We start from the raw sequence: 18,688 nt of genomic DNA, 5'->3' as shown, positions 1-18,688 counted from the left end.
GTTATCGACGCTACGCACCGCAGGTCACGAGGTAGCCACGGTCCGGATTCCTTTGCCGGTCAGTAGGAACCCGTGATCACATTTTTGAGCGGCTCACCCGCCAGGTACCGCAGGAGCTGGGACCGGAGCAGTTTGAGGGTGCGCCGCACCGAGGCCGGGGTGCTGCCCGCCACGTGCGGGGTGATGAACACCCCGGGCGCCGTCCACAGGGGGTGTTCCCGGGGCAGGGGCTCGGGGTCGGTGACGTCGAGCGCGGCGAGGATGCGGCCCCGGCGCAGCTCGGCGACGAGCGCTCCGGTGTCGACCACCGGCCCCCTGGCCGCGTTCACCAGGAGGGCGCCGTCCTTCATCGCCGCCAGGAACGCGGCGTCGACCAGGCCGGTGGTCGAGGGCGTCGAGGGCACCAGCAGCACCACCACGTCCGCCTCCGGCAGCAGTTCGGGCAGCTCCTCCTGGCTGTGCACGCCGTCCCGGGCGGTGCTCGCCACCCGGACGATCTCCACCTCGAACCCGGCGAGCCTGCGTTCCAGGGCCTCGCCGATCGAGCCGTAGCCGACGATCAGCACGGTGGAGTCGGCCAGCACGCCGGTGTGGTGATACGTCCACTCGCCCTCGCGCTGTGCCACGGCGAAGCCGGGGAACTCCCGCAGCGCGGCGATCATCGCACCCACCGCCCATTCCGCGGTGCCCGCGTCGTGTACGCCGCGCGCGTTGCACAGGGTCACACCCTGCGGCATGTACGGCCGGTAGGCGTCGACGCCCGCCGTGACGGTCTGCAGCAGCCGCAGCCGCGGCATCCGCGCGAGCAGTTCGGGGGTCCGCGGCACCGGCATCAACGGGGGGATCCAGACCTCGACCTCCTCGGGACCGTCCGGGACCGGCCCGGTTCCGTCGTAGACGGTGCACTCGACTTCGGGCAGGTCGCACAGGACGTCGGCGGCGGCTTCGGAGGGGACCCAGATCTTCATGGGTGCATTATCCAGCCGCGCCGCTTCCGCGGATCGTCCGCCCGGCGGCCCCCGGCGGTCCTGGCGGTCCCGGCGCCACGCGTCAGTCCTCCGCGTCGCCCTCCGTGTCGCCGGCCGTGTCTCCCTCTGTATCCCCGGCTGTGTCCCCGCCCGTGCCGGCACTCGTGCCCGCGTCCGCATCCGCGTCGTCCGTGCCGGCGCTCGTGCCCGCGTCCGCGCTCGTGTCCGCCTCCGCGACGCACTTCAGGTCGAGCTCGGGACGGTAGACCGTGGTCTTCTTGACCCGCTTGATCTCTTTGCCGTCCTTCTTGAAGACCCGCCAGACGTCGATCGTGAAGCCCTGCTGACCGGTCATCGGGATGCAACCGGGACCGCTGTCGGTCGCCCTCTTGAACGGCGTGATGTTGTAGCGCTCGGAGGAGATCGACTCGATGTCGTAGCGCTTGGTGCTCCAGAAGGCGACGGTGACGCCCCTGTCGGTGTAGGAGGTCTTCACCAGCACGCCGTACGGCGAGTCGTTCTTCCAGCGGAAGTCCGGCTCGGGCCAGGAGACGGTGGACTCGCGGCCGGCCGGGTAGCGGGAGATGTAGAACTCGTGCGCCATGTGCTGGACGTCTTCCAGGCCGCCGAAGAACACCGCGTTGTACATGGTGGTGACGAACTGGGAGATGCCGCCGCCCACCGAGTCGACCAGCCGGCCCCCCTGGATCATGGGGGCGGGGACGAACCCGCGTGCCCTGTCACGCTCGCCGACGACTCCGTTGAGCGAGAACACCTCACCGGGCTTGACCAGGTAGCCGTCGAGGAGCTTGGCGATCGTCCTGATGTTGGTCACCCGCGGCGGGCAGCACTCGTAGGGCGTGGTGAACTCGCTGATCTTCTCCTTGATGCCGAGCTTGCGCGCCTCGGCGTCGGACATGCGGGGCTTGACGATCGTCAGGGTGACCGGGATCGTCCGGTCGCCGCCCTCGGCGACCATCCGGGCGACGTCGTCGGCGAGCTTGGCGTCGTCGATCCCCCTGCCCTTACGGCCGGGGACCAGCTTCGGCCTGCCGTTGACGATCTTGAACGTGGGGTCGCGGGGCGCCCGGGCGGGGTCGACGAGCTGTCTCTCCACCGAGGCCACGGCCCTGCGGGCGTCGAACGACGGCCGCATGCCGCCCGCGCCGTCGGGCTCGAAGGACAGGTGCTCGGCGAGTGTCCGCACCGGCAACTGGACCCGTTTGCCTCCGCTGGTGAGCGTCACCGGGCCGGACAGCGCCTCGTCGGCCCTGGCCGCGGTCTTCTTGACCGTCGCCGCGGTGACCTTGGGCTTGATCACCGTGACCGGGAGCCGGACCTCGCCCTTCGCGGTCAGGAAGGCCGCGGCGATGGTCTCGGCGGCGGCCTGCCGCTCCAGCGCGCGGCCGTCGCGCGGCATGACGCTCACCGGCTTGACGTCCTCGAACGTGACCGAGCCCTCGCGGACCCTCAGGTCGATCTTCCCGGCCAGGTCCTCGACCGTCTCGGTCAGCAGTTCGCGGTCGACGGTGACCTCGGGCTCCAGTTCGGTGGTGCCGGTCAGCGCCCGCCAGACCTCCGCCGGACCGGGGAACCCGCTGGACGCCCGGTCGACGGTGGCGGCCACGTCGAGATCCAGCCCGGCCTCGCCCGGCTCGATCGTGAAACGCTTGCCGGCGGCCACCAGGGGCATCTCCTCGGACGCCCTGACCGCCAGCCGCTCCCTGAGCCGGTCGGCCGCCTCGGTGGCGGACAGGCCGCCGATGTCGACACCGCGCACGCTGGTGCCGGGCAGCACCCGGCCGGACATCAGAAACGCGGGCACCGCGTAGGCGAGTGCGGCGAGCACCACGACGCACGCGACGGCGAGCAGAGGCTTCCTGCCGCGTCCGCGACGCGGGGGCGGCTCCTCCTCACGGGGGCCCTCCGGCCCCGATCCACCGCCGCGGCCGGACGACTCGTCGCGGGTGCGGGGCTCGGGCGGGGCGGCCATCCGCCAGGGCTGCGGCGGCTGGGCGGGGGGCGGCAGGAGACCCGAGGAGCCGGGCGGACCACCGAACCCGGGTGGGCCGGGCGGACCACCGAAACCGGGCGGGCCCCCGGAACCGGAGGAACCGAAGATGTCCGGCGAGACTCCGGGGGGCAGACGCGAGCCGTTCGGCGACCGGGCGGGCCGGGCCCCAGGGGGAAGCCGCGGGTCTCGGGCGCCCGGACGGACGGGACGCGTGGGAAGGGGCACCGCCTCGAAGGGATCCGTCGGCGGGTCCGCAGACGCTCCGGCGTTCCGCACGGCCTCCGTCTCCTGTCCTGCTTCGCAGCCTCCAACTCAGGCAACACTAGACCACGGTCACCGGCCTGGGCCCGAAAAGAAGTAACAAATCAATCCGCGCGGCGCCGGTCACATCAGGACATCCCGCACTGTCCGCGCACCGGGCCGCGGAACGGTTCGGCGGGGAACCGCCGGTCTCCGTCCTTGCGGCCGTGAGACGTCATGCGGGGCGCCCTATGGCCAAACTCCCCGGTAAAAGTAGGCTGAGGTGACAAAGGGACTGGGACGGCGACGAGAACCGCAGTAATTCGCCAGCGATATGCGGATATGACGGCAAGCACGTAGCTGATCTGCATGCCGTCCCGCACGGGCGTGCCTCCTCGACGCTTTCCTCACGTTGTTGGGAGTTGACGACGATGCGTCTTCGGAGGCTGGCCGCGCTCGCGGCACTGTCCCTGGCCGCGCTCACCGCCTGCGGGTCGGGCGAATCGGGCGGATCAGGCATCGGCGCGTTGAGGATCATGGCTCCCGCCTCCCCGGGAGGCGGCTGGGACCAGACGTCCCGCGCCGCGGAGGAGGCGCTGAAGGCGGCCGAGCCGTCGCTCAGGGTCGAGGTCTACAACGTGCCCGGCGCGGGCGGCACCATCGGCCTGGCCCAACTCGCGGGCGAGAAGGGCAACGGCGACCTGCTGATGACCATGGGCCTGGTCATGGTGGGTGCGGTGGAGCAGAACAAGTCGAAGGTGACCCTGGCCGACACCACGCCCATCGCCAAGCTGACCGAGGAGTACGAGATCGTCGTGGTCCCCGCCGGTTCGCCGTACCGGACGCTGGGCGACCTGGTGACGGCGTGGAAGGCCGACCCGGCGAAGATCGCCATCGCGGGCGGTTCCGCCGGGGGCACCGACCACATCGTGGCGGGCCTGATGGCCAAAGCCGCGGGCATCGACCCCAAGCGGGTCAACTACATCGCCCACTCCGGCGGCGGTGAGGCGCTCAACGCCCTGCTGGGCGAGAAGGTGGCGCTGGGCATCTCCGGCGTCGGCGAGTTCGCCGAGCATGTGAAGTCCGGCAAGCTGCGTGCCCTCGCCGTGAGCTCGCCCGCCCGGATCGGCAACGTCGACGCTCCCACCCTCAAGGAGGGCGGCCTGGACGTGGAGCTGGCCAACTGGCGCGGGTTCGTCGCACCCGGCGGCCTGGACGACGCGGCCACCAAGCGGCTGACCGACCTGGTCACCACGATGCACGACTCGCAGGCGTGGAAGGACACCGTGGCCAGGAACGGCTGGACCGACGCCTTCCAGACCGGCCGGCCGTTCGCCGACTTCCTCGCGGCCGAACAGAAGAAAATCAGGGGCGTCATCGCGGAGATGGGTCTCGTCTCCTGATGCCCGTCGACGAGAGGACGACCGGAGCGGAACGTCCGGGCCGCGGGTTCTCGTGGCGGCGGCCGGAGCTGGGGCTCGCGGTGCCGGTGCTGGCGCTCGGCGGGGTCGTGATCGTGGGGACGGCGGACGTGACCGCGCCGGGCTCGGCGCTCGGGCTGGGCCCCCGGTTCTTCCCGCTCATCGTCGGCTCCGCGCTCCTGCTGATCGGGCTATGCTACGTGGTCGACGTGCTCAGAGGCGGTCGCGGCGACCCCGAGCAGACCGAGGACGCCGACACCGGCGCCCGGTCCGACTGGCGGACGGTCGCGCTGGTCAGCGTCATCTTCCTGGCCTTCGCCGGGCTGCTGGACCTGCTCGGCTGGATCGTCGCGGGCGCGCTGCTCTTCTTCGGCCTGTCGGCCACGCTCGGGGCGGCCTCCCGGCTGCGCGCGGCGGCCGTCGGCATCGTGCTGTCCACCGCCACCTACCTGGCCTTCGTCAAGGGGCTGGGCGTGACACTGCCCGCCGGCCTGCTGTCGGGGGTGATCTAGTGGAGTCGTTCCGGCTGCTGGTCGAGGGCTTCACGACGGCGCTCACCCCGGTGAACCTGCTCTACGCGCTGGTGGGCGTCACCCTGGGCACGCTGGTGGGCGTGCTGCCCGGCATCGGTCCGGCCATGACCGTGGCGCTGCTGCTGCCGATCACCTTCAACGTGCCCCCGGCCAGCGCGTTCATCATGTTCGCCGGGATCTACTACGGCGGCATGTACGGCGGGTCGACCACCTCGATCCTGCTGAACACACCCGGTGAGAGCTCCTCGATGATCACCGCACTGGAGGGGAACCGGATGGCCAGGCGTGGGCGGGCCGCCCAGGCGCTGGCGACCGCCGCGATCGGCTCGTTCGTCGCGGGCACGCTCGCCACCGCGCTGCTGGTCGTCGCGGCGCCCCTGGTGGTGGAGTTCGCGATCTCCTTCGGCCCCGAGGACTACTTCGCGCTGGCCGTGCTGGCCTTCACCGCGGTGTCGTCGGTGCTGTCGCGTTCGGTGGTGCGCGGGCTGGCCTCGCTGGGGATCGGCCTGGTCATCGGCTTGATCGGCATCGACCAGCAGACCGGGCAGGCGCGGCTGACCATGGGCGTGCCGCAACTGCTCGACGGCATCGAGGTGGTGATCGTCGCGGTCGGGTTGTTCGCGGTCGGGGAGGTCCTCTACGTCGCCTCCCGGCTGCGGCACGGCGAACCGGACGTGATCCCGGTGGGCCGGGCGTTCCTCGGCCGTGCCGACTGGTCGCGCTCGTGGCGGCCCTGGTTGCGCGGCACCGCGCTCGGCTTCCCCTTCGGCGCGCTGCCCGGGGGCGGCGCGGAGATCCCGACGTTCCTGTCGTACTCGCTGGAGAAGCGGCTGGCCCGCGGGGTCGCCCGGGAGGAGTACGGCAACGGGGCCATCGAGGGCGTCGCCGGCCCCGAGGCCGCCAACAACGCCTCGGCCGCCGGCACGCTCGTCCCGCTCCTCACTCTGGGCCTGCCCACCTCCGCGACGGCGGCGATCCTGCTGGCGGCCTTCCAGCAGTACGGCCTGCAGCCGGGTCCGCAGCTGTTCGACCACAACCCGGCCCTGGTCTGGGGAATGATCGCATCGCTGTTCGTGGGGAACACCATGCTGCTGGTGCTCAACCTGCCACTGGCGCCCGTCTGGGCACGGGTGCTGCACATCCCCCGTCCCTACCTCTACGCGGGGATCCTGCTGTTCGCCGCGCTCGGTGTCTACGCGCTGAACTCCTCGTGGGTGGAACTGGTCATCCTGTACGTGCTGGGGATGCTCGGCTTCGCGATGCGCCGTTTCGGGCTGCCCGTCGCCCCCGCCGTGATCGGGATGATCCTGGGCCCGATGGCCGAGATCCAGCTCCGCCGGGCCCTGGCCATCGGCGCGGGCGACCCGACGGTCCTGGTCAGGAGCCCGATCGCGGCGTCGCTGCTGGCGGTGGCGCTGCTGGTGCTGCTCGTGCCGCCGGCGCGGAGGGCGGCCGCCCGGCCGTGGGGAGCCGGGCGGCCGAGCTAGGACTGGAGGGTGTCGACGGGCGGTCCCTCCGGCCGCAGTCCGTCCTCCCTCGCCAGGTAGGAGCACGCGACCCACCCCGTGGTCCCGGCGGGCAGCCCCGAGGCCGACCTCCCGCCCAGCCGGAACCGGCACCAGCCGCCCGTCGAGGCCGGGTTCAGCACCTGACCGTAGTCGCCGTAGTAGAGCAGGCCGACCACCCCGGAACCTCCGGCGGACGACCGCAGACGGACCCCGTCGGCGACGACCATCGCGTCCACCGTCGCGGCCCGGACGGCGGGGGCACCCCGGTCCGTAGGAGCCGCATGGGCGGGTGCCGCCGCGGCGGTGAGCCCGGTGACGGCCGTCACGACCGCCAGTACGACACCCTGAAGCCTTTTCATCAGGAGATCTCCGATCACGGGGTCAGGTCATACCGGAGTGACAACTGGGACTGCCGTGATCACTGTGCAAGAAATTGCTGAATTCCGTCAATAGCCCGGCAATTCGGAAAATGTTAATTACCAGATAAAAGTCGCGCCGTTCGGCGAAAGAACATTCCGCCCCTCCGGACATCGAACCGATCGCACGACATCCGGAGGTTTCCCGGTAAACCCGACTTCCACCGAGGCGCGGTCACGGGAAACCCGGCCCCCTCCCACGCGATCCACGGCTTCCCCGCGAGGCCGGTCACCATCCCGCCTCCACGCCATCACTTTGTGTAATCATTACCTCACTTTCAGCTACCTGGGCCGCCTGCGCGGCCCATCAGGCACCGGAGGTGCTCATGCGACGTGTCATCACCAAGGTCGGCGTCCTCACAGCGGTCGCGATGCTGGCTTTCACCCAGCCCGCCGACGCCGGGCGGACCGGCACCACCCACCGCGCCACGGCCGAACCGGAGGCGTACTTCGAGTTCGACTACCCGCCGGCCCCCGACCGGGTCGTCTTCAAGCTCACCGACCCCGACAAGATCCGGGAAGCCAGAGACATCCTGAGCGGTGCGCAGAGTGACAGGTCCCACGTCCTGGGGCGGATCGTCAAGCGTCCCGCCCCCTACAACCCCGGCTGGTCCTACCACCTCGACCCGGGCTCGATCTCGTTCTTCGCCTTCGCCATCGAGGTGTGCGACGCCTCACCCCGGTACGTCGAGGACCACCTCGACGAGGCGGGCGGCGCGTTCCTGCCCGGTTCGATCTGGTGCCCCTGGAGGTCGCGCCTGCTGCGTGAGGTCCCCGCCCCGCAGGGCCCCGCGTCGTAGGACCCCGTGACGTTCGGCCGGCCTGTTGCCCGCGTCTCGGGGGGAACAGGCCGGCCGAACCGGATCGGCCGTCCTGCGGGGAGGAGCGCCCGCCGGGCGGCGAGATCCTAGTGATCACACAGTGGGATGCAAAAAATCCCCAAGGGCGGTCGGCCATCCTGGCGGCCGAACCGCCCGGTTCGGCCTTTCTCGGCGAGCCGCCCTCCCCCTTCCCCGAAGAGGGAGGGCGGTTCTCGTCGGTTCCTCCGGCACCGGCGTGAGGCAGACGTGTCGCCCCGGCCGGGGACGCGCCACCGTTCCTCGCCCGAAGGCTTCACCCGAACTTCGAACACGGCCGCTCCCGGGCGGATCCCCGGAGACGACGTCCGGAGAGCGTCCGAGGCCGACGAGAGGACGATGTCCATGGACGCGATCTTCCATACGAATTCCGCGGCACAGGAGTACATCGGAAGAGTCTCCCTGCATGAGGTGATAAACACACTGCGCGCCTCGGCGCTCGAGTTCCTCTCCGTCACCCCGGGCGAGCGCGCGCTGGACGCCGGATGCGGGCTCGGGGAAATGGCACGGAGAATCGCGGCCCTGGTGGGAACCTCCGGCTCGGTGACCGCGGTCGATGTGAATCCCGCGATGATATCCGCGGCCCGGAGAAACCATGTCGCCGTACCCTGCGCCGCCGGCTCCTCCGGGCGGGACTGGCGGACCCCGTGCTGCGGGCGGTGAACCCCGTGCTGACGAACCTGGCCGAGGCGGCGTCCGTGGTCCCGGTCCTCGACCGGCGCATGCCGGACGTCGTCGCGGAGGCCGACCGCACCCCGTGGTTCGAGTCGCTGGAGCAGGCCGACGCACGGGGCGAGTTCATGATGGCCCTGCCGGTCTACCTGGCCTTCGCCAGGAAACCGTAGAAGACGCCGGCGGCCGGCCCCACCCGAGGAGAGAAGGAATTGCACGGCGACCTCGACGACCACGCCGGGAAAGACCACGGCGTACGGAACCAAGGAACCGAGGAAAACGGGATGCCCGGCGAACGAAGCGGATCAGGTGCCGAAAGACCGCCGCTGGAGGACATACGGCTCGACATCCATCCGCCGTCCGGCGGCTGTGAGCCGTTCGGCGCCGAGCCGTGGCAGCGGGAGCTCAGAGCGTTCCGCGGCGAGATGATCTACGACAACGGACGTCTTCCCCGGTTCCGTCTCGCAAGCGGGAAGTTCGACGACACCGACGAACACGACGACCACGCCTACCACATGGTGTGCCGGGCCCCCTCCACAGAAGAGATCATCGCATCGGCACGGCTGGCTCCGGCCGAGCTCCTGGAGCCCAGCCGGGTGATGCAGATGGACGAGGAGGTCGCGACGCGGATTCTGGAGTCCGAGGGGTTCCGCCGATCGGACGTCCTCGAAGGGGCACGATGGATCGTCGATCCCCGGCATCGCGGCCGCCGCATCGGGAAGCTGCTCGTCGTGGCCGCCAACGTGCTGGCCCGGCACCTGCACCGGAAAATGATCTGGGTGGGGGCCATAACCGCCGCCGGGCAGGACGCGACGCTGCGGCGTCTCGGTTTCCACGAGGCGTCGGCGGACGAGTACGTCCTGCCGCTCGTGGGGGACAACGTCAGAGTGCTGTTCTGCCGGCCGGAGCAGGTGCTCCAGCGGGATCCCGCGCTCACCGCGCACATCGCTCCCGCCGTGGCCGACGCGCTCGCCCGGATCCGCCTCCCGGAAGCGGACGCTCCGGCCGTGCCCTCCGTCACCTCCGAGGCACCGGACGACTCCCCCGCGTAGAGCACGGCTCGGCGACCCGCGGACGCGGGTCGCCGAGCCGGACGGCTACTCGGAGACGCCGAGCCGCTCCAGCAGGAGCTCACGGGCGCGGGCGGCGTCGGCCTTGCCGCGGCTGGCCTTCATGACCCCGCCGACGAGGGCTCCGACCGCGGCGATCTTGCCGCTGCGCACCTTGTCCGCCGCGTCGGCGTTGCCCGCCAGGACCTGGTCGATGATCTCCAGCAGCTCGCCCTCGTCGTTGACGATCTGCAGGCCGCGGGCGGCCACCACCTGGTCCGGAGAGCCCTCGCCGTTCAGCACGCCCTCCAGCACCTGGCGGGCCAGCTTGTCGTTGAGCGCTCCGCCGGCGACCATCGCGCACACCCGGGCGATGTCGTCGGGGGTGATCGGCAGCTCGGCCAGCGGGACCCCGGACTCGTTGGCGCGACGGGCCAGCTCGCCCATCCACCACTTGCGGGCGTCCGCGGGCGGGGCACCGGCGGCGACCGTGGCCTCGACCAGGGCGATGGCGTCGGCGTTGTGCATGGCCGCCATGTCGAGGTCGGAGACCCCCCACTCCCGCTGGAGCCGCTTGCGCCGCACGCTCGGCAGCTCCGGCAGAGCGGCCTTGAGCGACGCGACCCAGGCGGGGTCGGGGGCGATCGGCACCAGGTCGGGCTCGGGGAAGTAGCGGTAGTCCTGCGCCTCCTCCTTGGACCTGCCCGAGGTGGTGGTGCCGGTGTTCTCGTGGAAGTGGCGCGTCTCCTGGATGACCTTGCCGCCGTCGGCCAGCACCGCGGCCTGGCGCTCAATCTCACCGCGGACGGCGCGCTCGACGCTGCGCAACGAGTTGACGTTCTTCGTCTCGGTGCGGGTGCCCCACTCAGAGGAACCGCGCGGCATCAGGGAGACGTTCACGTCGAAACGCATGGAGCCCTCCTCCATGCGCACGTCCGAGACGCCGAGGGTGCGCATGAGCTCACGCAGCTCGGTGCCGTAGGCACGGGCGACCTCCGGGGCCAGCCGGTCGGTCCCCGGGATCGGCTTGGTGACGATCTCCACCAGCGGGATGCCCGCGCGGTTGTAGTCGACGATGGAGTAGTCGGCGCCGTGGATGCGACCGGTCGCGCCGCCCACGTGGGTGGACTTGCCGGTGTCCTCCTCCAGGTGGACGCGCTCGATCTCGATCCGGACGGTCGTGCCGTCGACCTCGACGTCGAGGTAGCCGTCGGAGCAGAGCGGCTCGTCGTACTGGCTGATCTGGTAGTTCTTCGGCATGTCCGGATAGAAGTAGTTCTTCCGGGCGAAGCGGCACCACTCGGCGATGGAGCAGTTGAGCGCCAGGCCGATGCGGATGGTCGACTCGATCGCGGCGGCGTTGGCGGTCGGCAGCGCACCGGGCAGGGCCAGGCAGACCGGGCACACCTGGGTGTTCGGCGGAGCGCCGAAGGTGGTCGGGCAGGCGCAGAACATCTTCGACGCCGTACCCAGCTCGACGTGCGTCTCCAGGCCCAGCACCGGTTCGAAGCGCTCCAGCGCCTCGTCGTACGGCATGGTCGTCTCGGTGCCGCTCATCTGTCGCTCACCGCTCCTCGTCGCGCTGTGTCAGCCCTCATAGATAACCAAGTCCCTTCAGTGCGTTCCTCGTCTCGGCCACCCAGTTCGCGTAGGCGGGGACCTGGGCCAGGACGGCGAGGTCGATGTTGCGTCCTATGTACTCGAAGTAGTCGCGGGGCGGCTTGCCCCGCCGCGGGACCGTCGCGGCCAGCACAGCCGCCGGGTCGGTGATCCGCTCGACGTCCCGGGGCCGCGCGGGCAGGACATCGGGATCGCTGCCCGCGAGCCCGGCCCAAACGGCGCGGTCGGCCAGCAGCCACGCCTCGGTGTCTCCCAGCCCGATCACCGGCACCAGGTAGTGCGAGTGGTAGCGGATGCCGTCGGCCCGGCCGCGTTCCCGCTCGTCACGGTGGGTGAAGAGCAGATGGCAGTCGGCCGCGAGGTCCTCCAGCGCCGCGACGATGTGCTCGCGGCGGCAGGAGACGACCTCGGTCGCCTCGACGTCGACCGCGTACGGCGACGTCCAGGTGAGCTCGCGCAGCTGCCGGGAGATCACGATGCCGAGGAAGCCCTCGTCGGCCTCCCCCTCGGCGACCAGTCCGGGCACCAGTGGGCGGGGGGTCATGCCGCCGCACCCAGATACTTGCGGACCTGCCTGGGCGAGACGAACGTGCCCGGCTCGCCGTCCGGCTGGACCGGCTTGGCCACGGTCACCCGCGACACCCGGTCGTGGTCGGGGTCGACGCGGACCGCGGTGTCGAGGAACGTCAGCGCGTCCGGCTCGCTCCGGTACACCTCGGCCACCACCACCGGCGACTGACTGGTGAGGATCACCTGCCGCGCCGGCAGAGCGCCGCCGGGCGGGGTGATCCGCCGCCGGATCCGCCGGAGCAGCTCACCGAGCCGGCCCGGATGCACACCGTTCTCGATCTCCTCCACCAGGAGGGTGCCCGGGTGCTCCGGGTCGTGCAGGGCGGCGAGGAGGCCGAGGATCCGCAGCGTGCCGTCCGACAGCAGCGCCGCGGGCACCGCACCTTGGCCGTCGACGACCAGCTCGAAGGAGCACCTCTCGCGGTCGGCGCGGGGGATGAGCCCCGTCACGTCGGGGATCACCGCGGCGAGATCGACCGTGAGGTCGTCGAACGCCGCCGTCCCGGCCATCCGCGCGAGCACCGCGGCCAGGTTCCCGCCGCCGGCGGTGAGCGGCCCCCGGTCGGCCGAGGAACTCCGGCGGCGCATGGCCGCCGGAGAAGGCGCGTATCGGCGCCACGACCGCACCGCGCCGCGGGCGGTGTTCTGCGGGTCGGGATCCTCGACCACGAGTTCCAGGAGCTCCTCGGGGATCCGCCGGACCACGTGGCTGACGACCGGGCCGCTGGACCGGGGAATCTTGAGCACCATCTCCGCGCCGACGTCGAACCTGATCGGCACCACCGCACCCGCCTCCGGGGCGACCAGCGCCTCCGTCGAGACCGCGAACCCCGGCACCGCGGTGCCGCGGGCGACCCGGTGGAACTGCTCGCCCGGCAGCCCGCGGGCCGCGCCGAACAGCCCGCCGGACCCTTCGATCTCGGCCGCCACGAACTCCACGGCGTCGAAGAGGTTCGACTTGCCGCTCGCGTTGGGACCGACCAGCGCGAGGAATGGCGGCACATCGAGATCGAAGTTCAAGAAGGACTTGAACCCGTCGATCTCGATACGAGTGATCATGCCGCCGTTCTCCCTGTCACCTCTTACCCTTTCACCCCGAAGTTTGGGAAAAGTCCTACAGCTCCGGAGCCCTGGAGAGCAGGTCGCCGCCCCAGCGGTCCTGGAAGGCCCGCTCCACCGCGGCACCGACGCGGTAGCAGCGGTCGTCGCCGAGCACCGGGGCCATGATCTGCAGCCCCACCGGCAGGCCGTCCTCGTCCGCCAGGCCGCACGGCACAGAGATGGCCGCGTTGCCCGCCAGGTTGGTCGGGATGGTGCACAGGTCCGCCAGGTACATCGCCATGGGGTCGTCGGCGCGCTCGCCGATCGGGAACGCCGTGGTCGGCGTGGTCGGCGAGATGAGCACGTCCACCTGCTGGAAGGCCGCGTCGAAGTCGCGCGCGATGAGCGTGCGGACCTTCTGGGCCTGACCGTAGTAGGCGTCGTAGTAGCCGCTGGACAGCGCGTACGTGCCCAGGATGATGCGCCGCTTGACCTCGGGGCCGAAGCCCTGTGCCCGGGTCAGCGCCATGACCTCCTCGGCGCTGCGGGTGCCGTCGTCGCCGACGCGCAGGCCGTACCGCATGGCGTCGAAACGGGCCAGGTTGGACGAGCACTCCGAGGGGGCGATCAGGTAGTACGCCGGAAGCGCGGTGGTGAACGACGGGCAGGAGACCTCGACGACCTTCGCCCCCAGCGACTCCAGCAGCTCCACGCTCTCGTGGAAACGGGCGAGCACGCCCGCCTGGTAGCCGTCGCCGCCGAACTCCCTGACCACGCCGATGCGCAGCCCCGCGACGTCGCCGCTGCGCGCCGCCTCCACGACCTGGGGCACCGGTGCGTCCACCGAGGTGGAGTCGAGCTCGTCGTGGCCGGAGAACGCCTCGTGGAGCAGAGCGGCGTCGAGGACGTTGCGCGCGAACGGGCCCGGGGTGTCCAGCGAACTGGCGAACGCGATCAGTCCGTAACGCGACGAGCCGCCGTAGGTGGGCTTCATGCCCACGATGCCGGTGACCGCGGCGGGCTGGCGGATCGAACCGCCGGTGTCGGTGCCGGTGGACAGCGGCGCCTCGTAGGACGCGACCGCGGCGGACGAGCCGCCGGAGGAGCCGCCGGGGACGCGGGACAGGTCCCAGGGGTTGCGGGAGGGCCCGTAGGCCGAGTTCTCGGTGGAGGAGCCCATCGCGAACTCGTCCAGGTTGGTCTTGCCCAGGATCACCAGGCCGGCCTCGCGCAGGCGGCGCGTCACGGTCGCGTCGTACGGCGGGCGCCAGTCCTGGAGGATCTTCGATCCGGCCGTGGTCGGCATGTCCGTGGTGGTGAAGACGTCCTTGTGCGCGATCGGCACCCCGGCGAGCGGGCCGAGCTCCTCCCCGGCGGCGCGACGGGCGTCGACGGCCCGCGCCTGCTCCAGGGTCACCTCGGGGTCGACGTGCAGGAAGGCGTTGACCTTGGGCTCGACGGCGGCGATCCGGTCGAGGTGGGCCTGGGCGACCTCGACCGCCGAGACCTCACCGCTCGCGATGAGCGCGCCGAGTTCGGCGGCGGACCTGTGGATGAGGCTCATGCTTCCTCCCCGAGGATGCGCGGGACACGGAAGCGGCCGTCCTCGACGGCCGGAGCGCCGGACAGCGCCCCTTCGGGCGTCAGGCCGGGCCGTACCTCGTCGGGACGGTAGACGTTGGTGAGCGGGAGCGCGTGCGAGGACGGCGGGATGTCGTCGGCCGCCACCTCGGCGACGCGGGCGACAGCACCGATGATCACATCGAGCTGAGCGGCGAAGTGGTCGAGTTCCTCGTCGGCCAGCGCCAGCCGGGCCAGCCGGGCGAGGTGTGCGACCTCGTCGCGGGTTATGGCGGACATAAGTCGTTGAACCCGTTTCGTGGAATGGCAATTGGACAGTGTCATCCTATGGCTCGCGACCTGAGGGTCCCGACTCATCGACCCGCCGGGATCATGTGGAGCACACGCCCGTGAGGCGGAGGGAGCACCGGCTTCGAGACCCGCGTCCGCCCTCGCGATACTATCGCCATCGATAGTATCGACGCCGACAGTATCTTCATCGACCGGACTCCGGGGGTCCGCATGGGCGAGTTCATCGGCAGGGAACATGAGCTTGCGACACTCGCCTCGCTGCTCGACCGCGTCCGGGCGGAAGCCTCCTCCGGGCGGCCCGGACGGTGCGTGCTGGTCAGAGGCCGCAGACGGATCGGCAAGTCGGCACTGGCGGAGAAGTTCGTCGGCCGCAGCGGGCTGCCGTCGCTGTTCTACACCTCGGCACGGGCCGACTCCCGCACCGAACTCCACCAATTCATGACGGACGTCGCGGCCTCCGACCTGCCGAACCGAGGCGTGTTCGCGGAGACCGCGCCGGACACCTGGAACGGAGCCCTGCAGCTGCTGGCGGACGCCCTTCCCGGCGACCGCCCCTCCATCGTGGTGATCGACGAGGTTCCCTACCTCATGGACCGGGTCGACGCCTTCGAAGGGCTGCTCCAGCGCGCCTGGGACCGGTTCTTGAGCCGCAAGCCGGTCCTGCTCGTCCTCATCGGATCCGACCTGTCCATGATGGAGGCGCTGAACAGCTACGAGCGCCCCTTCCACCAGCGCGGCACCGAGATGGTCGTCGGACCGCTCAACCCGTACGAGATCCGGCAAATGCTGCGGCTCACGGCCGCTGACGCGTTCGACGCGGCCCTCGTCACCGGGGGACTCCCCCTCGTCTGCGGCGAGTGGCCGCGCGGGGCCTCCCTCTGGGAGTACCTGCGTGGCGCGTTGGCCAATCCGGTGTCGGCCCTCCTGGTGTCCGCGGAACGGTCCCTCGCCGCCGAGTTCCCCGCCACGACCCAGGCGGGCGAGGTGCTGCGGGCGATCGGCAGCGGCGAGCGCACGTTCACCAACATCGCCCGCAGCGCCGGCGGGATCTCGCACAGCACCCTGTCCAGGGCCGCCGACCTGCTGATCTCGAAGGGGATCGTGACCGGTGAGCTGCCGCTGTCCACCCGTCCCTCGAAGGAGCGCAGGTACCGGGTGACCGACCCCTACCTGCGTTTCTGGCTCCGTTTCCTCGGCCCCCACATGCCGGAGGTGGAGCGCCGCCGGGGAGACCTCACCCTGCGGCGGATCGTCTCGCAGTGGAGCAGTTGGCGGGGACAGGCCGTCGAACCCCTGGTACGCGAATCACTGGCCCGGCTGCTTCCGGACGGAAAACTCACCGAGGCGCCTGCGATCGGCTCGTATTGGACCAGGAGCAACGACGTGGAGATCGACATCGTAGGCGCAGATCGAGGGCCGATCGCCCGAAGGCTGTGCTTCCTGGGGTCGATCAAGTGGCTCGACGACGCGGCATTCGACGACCGTGACCTCTCCGCGCTGGCCAGGCACCGGGCCGCGATGACGGACGAGCCGACCCCGCTCATCGCGGTATCGCGCAGCGAGGTCTCCTGCTCCGGGCTCGCCGCCGCGTACGGCCCCGAAGACCTGATCCGGGGCTGGAGCTGGGGAGGCTCCCGCGGAGAGATCACCCGGTCAGGATGAGGACGGCCCGGGGCGGACCCGTACGACGGCCGGTGCCACTCCGGGACGCCGACCTGGGGTACCCCCGGGGCTCCGGCCCGGGGGTGCCGCTCAGGCCGTCTGCGCGTCGAGGACCTCGGCGGGGCGGAGGACCCCGAAGTCGCCCTTGGCCGCGGAACGGTGCTTGCGGAGCCAGGCGGTGGCGTCGGCGGCGGACATCGGCTCGGCGAACAGCCAGCCCTGGCCCAGGTCACACCCCATGGCGGCCAGGTGGGTGGCGACCTCGGCCGACTCGACGCCCTCGGCGACCGAGCGCAGCCCCAGGGAGCGGACCAGGTCGACGATCGAGCGGACGATGCGCTCGTCGTCCTTGGACTCGCCGATCCGGCGGACGAACGAGGCATCGATCTTGACCTCGGCGACCGGCAGGCGTTGCAGGCGGACCAGCGAGGAGTAGCCGGTGCCGAAGTCGTCCAGCGCGAGCGGCACGCCCAGCGAGGCCAGGGCCCGGATGGCGTCGGCGGTGTACGCCTGGTCGGTCATCAGGATGCGCTCGGTCACCTCCAGCTGGATCGCCTTGGGCGGCAGCCGGTAGCGCGCCAGCCCCGCCCGGAGCTGGTCGTACAGCGCCGAGTCGAGCAGGTCACGGGCCGAGACGTTGACGGAGATCTGCTCGTGCAGGCCGGTGTGCCACCACTGGGCCGCCTGCTCCAGGGCGGTGTCGATGACGTACTTGGTGAGGTGACGCATCAGGTACGACTGCTCGGCCATCGGCACGAACTCCGCCGGGGAGATCATCCCCCGCTCCGGGTGGCTCCAGCGCAGCAGCGCCTCCACCCCGCGCACCTGGCCCACGGCCAGGTCGAGTTTGGGCTGGTAGTGCAGCCGCAGTTCGGAGCAGTCGATGGCCTTGCGCAGATCCCCCAGGAGGCTGAGCCGTTCGGGGCTGTTGCGGTCCTTGTCCGCCGCGTACATCTCGACCCCGGTGCGGCCCTCCTTCGCCAGGTACATCGCCACGTCGGAGCGCTGCAGGAGCATCTCGAAGTCGGGTGCGTGGTCGGGGTAGAGCGCGATGCCGAACGAGGCGTCCAGGTCGAAGCTCATCCCCTCCAGGCGGACCGGCTCGGTGATCGCGACGCGCAGGCGGGCGGCCACCTCCCGGGCCGCCGCGGCGTTCCTGACCGAGGGGAGCAGCACGGCGAACTCGTCGCCGCCGAGCCGCGCCACCACGTCACCCGGCCGCACGCTGTGGGTGAGGCGGTGGGCCACCATCTGCAGCAGCCGGTCGCCCACCGGGTGCCCGAGGGTGTCGTTGATCTCCTTGAACCGGTCGAGGTCGAGCAGGAACAGCCCGACCCGCTCACCCTCCCGGGTCTCGGCGAGCGCCTCCTCGGTGCGGACCACGAGCATCTTGCGGTTGGGCAACCCGGTCAGCCCGTCGTGCATCGCCTGGTGGTCGCGGCGGACCGACATGGTGGCGGTGAAGTAGACCGCCAGCAGCGGCGCCACGAACAGCGGCACGAGCGCGGGCGAGTGGTTCATCACCACGACGACCAGCGGAGCCAGGCCGAGCAGCCCCGCGTAGACGAGACTCTGGTGGCCGATCGTGGTCTTGATCACCCGGTGGATCGACCTGCGTTCGTGCAGCGACACCGCGCCGGAGACCAGCAACGCCCGGACCGTGAAGTACGCCAGCCCGGCCAGCCCGATCACCGGCAGATCGGAGCCGGTCGGCACCCAGCCCGCGGAGGCGGGCCGGACACCGGACAGGCCGACGACGACCCCCGCGGCGGCGTTCGCCAGGGTCACCTGCGCGATGTTGAACATCAGGCGGTGCCAGGCCCTGCGGGTGACCGCCGCGTTGACCAGCATGGCGGCCGCCTGAAGCAGGACGGCGACCGGCAGCCCGTAGTGGAGCAGCGCGGCGAAGGTGAACATGGTCGACGGGTACGTGCCGCCGACCGTCGTGGACGACGACAGCAGCACCGGCCGCAACTCGCCCAGCACGATCAGGACGGCGAGTATCCAGAACAGCGGGCTGCGGACGAGCTCGGTGGCCTCGACCGCGCCGATGCGCAGCTGGGACACGACGAGCACCGTGAACCCGATCGTGGTGACGGCGGTGAGATACGCCCACAGGGGCGATCCGACGCGCGGTCCGGTGTCGCGGGTGTCGGTTGGGTCGGCCATGAGTAACAAAACCCCCATTAGTTCACTATGGGAGAGTACGGCCTACGAGCCACTTCGCGAAACCGGTTGCGCACGT

General features: G+C 71.0%; 17 protein-coding genes. 8 read left to right on the top strand and 9 right to left on the bottom strand.

The features are described 5' to 3' along the window. Positions 1-59: 59 nt before the first annotated feature. Both F4562_RS22355 and F4562_RS22350 read right to left on the bottom strand, forming a co-directional pair. Positions 60-968, bottom strand: a complete 909-nt coding sequence (locus F4562_RS22355; protein ID WP_184545752.1) for a 2-hydroxyacid dehydrogenase — start codon at positions 966-968, stop codon at positions 60-62. An 82-nt stretch (positions 969-1,050) separates the two neighbouring features. Then, the gene (locus F4562_RS22350; RefSeq protein ID WP_184545754.1) at positions 1,051-2,961 is read right to left on the bottom strand and encodes a VanW family protein; all 1,911 of its coding nucleotides are present in this window, start codon (positions 2,959-2,961) and stop codon (positions 1,051-1,053) included. Between the two features lie 692 nt (positions 2,962-3,653). Here F4562_RS22350 and F4562_RS22345 point away from each other — a divergent pair. The 3 genes from F4562_RS22345 to F4562_RS22335 are packed head-to-tail and all read left to right on the top strand — an operon-like array spanning position 3,654 to position 6,663. Then, positions 3,654-4,625, top strand: coding sequence for a tripartite tricarboxylate transporter substrate binding protein (locus tag F4562_RS22345; protein WP_184545756.1), 972 nt, complete (start codon positions 3,654-3,656; stop codon positions 4,623-4,625). Then, entirely contained in the window at positions 4,625-5,155 is a 531-nt protein-coding gene (locus F4562_RS22340; RefSeq protein WP_184545758.1) for a tripartite tricarboxylate transporter TctB family protein, read from the top strand. The genes F4562_RS22345 and F4562_RS22340 overlap by 1 nt, the downstream gene beginning before the upstream one ends. After that, positions 5,155-6,663 carry a tripartite tricarboxylate transporter permease gene (locus tag F4562_RS22335; RefSeq protein WP_184545760.1) on the top strand — a complete coding sequence of 503 codons (1,509 nt, stop codon included), beginning with the start codon at positions 5,155-5,157 and terminating at the stop codon, positions 6,661-6,663. Before F4562_RS22340 ends, F4562_RS22335 begins: the two co-directional genes overlap by 1 nt. Here the strand turns inward: F4562_RS22335 and F4562_RS22330 are convergent. After that, positions 6,660-7,043: an SH3 domain-containing protein gene (locus F4562_RS22330; protein ID WP_184545762.1), complete on the bottom strand. Its 384-nt coding sequence runs from the start codon at positions 7,041-7,043 to the stop codon at positions 6,660-6,662. The genes F4562_RS22335 and F4562_RS22330 overlap by 4 nt on opposite strands. 383 nt (positions 7,044-7,426) lie before the next feature. On the opposite strand from F4562_RS22330, the gene F4562_RS22325 reads away from it, so the two are divergent. The 4 genes from F4562_RS22325 to F4562_RS22310 all read left to right on the top strand — a co-directional run bounded on the left by F4562_RS22325 (position 7,427) and on the right by F4562_RS22310 (position 9,681). Next, positions 7,427-7,900 carry a BP74-related protein gene (locus F4562_RS22325; protein WP_184545764.1) on the top strand — a complete coding sequence of 158 codons (474 nt, stop codon included), beginning with the start codon at positions 7,427-7,429 and terminating at the stop codon, positions 7,898-7,900. 126 nt (positions 7,901-8,026) lie between these two features. Continuing rightward, positions 8,027-8,620 (top strand): methyltransferase domain-containing protein, encoded by a 594-nt coding sequence (locus F4562_RS35925; RefSeq protein WP_221207633.1) that lies wholly within the window; start codon positions 8,027-8,029, stop codon positions 8,618-8,620. Beyond that, a complete protein-coding gene (locus tag F4562_RS22315) occupies positions 8,617-8,802 on the top strand; it encodes a hypothetical protein (RefSeq protein WP_184545768.1) in 186 nt (61 codons plus the stop codon). The genes F4562_RS35925 and F4562_RS22315 overlap by 4 nt, the downstream gene beginning before the upstream one ends. A gap of 111 nt (positions 8,803-8,913) precedes the next feature. Then, the gene (locus tag F4562_RS22310; RefSeq protein WP_184545770.1) at positions 8,914-9,681 is read left to right on the top strand and encodes a GNAT family N-acetyltransferase; all 768 of its coding nucleotides are present in this window, start codon (positions 8,914-8,916) and stop codon (positions 9,679-9,681) included. Positions 9,682-9,726: 45 nt separating this feature from the next. On the opposite strand, the gene gatB is transcribed toward F4562_RS22310, so the two are convergent. From gatB to gatC, 5 genes are read right to left on the bottom strand one after another with little or no spacing between them, the layout of a single operon-like run. Next, entirely contained in the window at positions 9,727-11,235 is a 1,509-nt protein-coding gene (gatB, locus tag F4562_RS22305) for an Asp-tRNA(Asn)/Glu-tRNA(Gln) amidotransferase subunit GatB (protein WP_184545772.1), read from the bottom strand. A gap of 37 nt (positions 11,236-11,272) precedes the next feature. Next, the gene (locus tag F4562_RS22300) at positions 11,273-11,842 is read right to left on the bottom strand and encodes a hypothetical protein (RefSeq protein ID WP_184545774.1); all 570 of its coding nucleotides are present in this window, start codon (positions 11,840-11,842) and stop codon (positions 11,273-11,275) included. After that, positions 11,839-12,927: an AAA family ATPase gene (locus F4562_RS22295; RefSeq protein WP_184545776.1), complete on the bottom strand. Its 1,089-nt coding sequence runs from the start codon at positions 12,925-12,927 to the stop codon at positions 11,839-11,841. Before F4562_RS22295 ends, F4562_RS22300 begins: the two co-directional genes overlap by 4 nt. Positions 12,928-12,982: 55 nt before the next feature. After that, complete coding sequence (gene gatA, locus F4562_RS22290; RefSeq protein ID WP_184545778.1) at positions 12,983-14,473, bottom strand: Asp-tRNA(Asn)/Glu-tRNA(Gln) amidotransferase subunit GatA; 1,491 nt, start codon at positions 14,471-14,473, stop codon at positions 12,983-12,985. Continuing rightward, a complete protein-coding gene (gatC, locus tag F4562_RS22285) occupies positions 14,470-14,769 on the bottom strand; it encodes an Asp-tRNA(Asn)/Glu-tRNA(Gln) amidotransferase subunit GatC (RefSeq protein ID WP_184545780.1) in 300 nt (99 codons plus the stop codon). The genes gatA and gatC overlap by 4 nt, the downstream gene beginning before the upstream one ends. A gap of 222 nt (positions 14,770-14,991) precedes the next feature. Between gatC and F4562_RS22280 the strand changes: the two genes are divergently transcribed. Further along, the gene (locus tag F4562_RS22280) at positions 14,992-16,443 is read left to right on the top strand and encodes an ATP-binding protein (RefSeq protein ID WP_184545782.1); all 1,452 of its coding nucleotides are present in this window, start codon (positions 14,992-14,994) and stop codon (positions 16,441-16,443) included. A 90-nt stretch (positions 16,444-16,533) separates the two neighbouring features. On the opposite strand, the gene F4562_RS22275 is transcribed toward F4562_RS22280, so the two are convergent. Beyond that, positions 16,534-18,612, bottom strand: coding sequence for a putative bifunctional diguanylate cyclase/phosphodiesterase (locus F4562_RS22275; RefSeq protein ID WP_184546016.1), 2,079 nt, complete (start codon positions 18,610-18,612; stop codon positions 16,534-16,536). Positions 18,613-18,688: the final 76 nt, after the last annotated feature.

Origin of the sequence: Streptosporangium becharense, assembly GCF_014204985.1 — a bacterium.
In the GTDB taxonomy this organism is placed as follows: domain Bacteria; phylum Actinomycetota; class Actinomycetes; order Streptosporangiales; family Streptosporangiaceae; genus Streptosporangium; species Streptosporangium becharense.
This window is presented reverse-complemented; position numbering and strand designations above follow the sequence as displayed.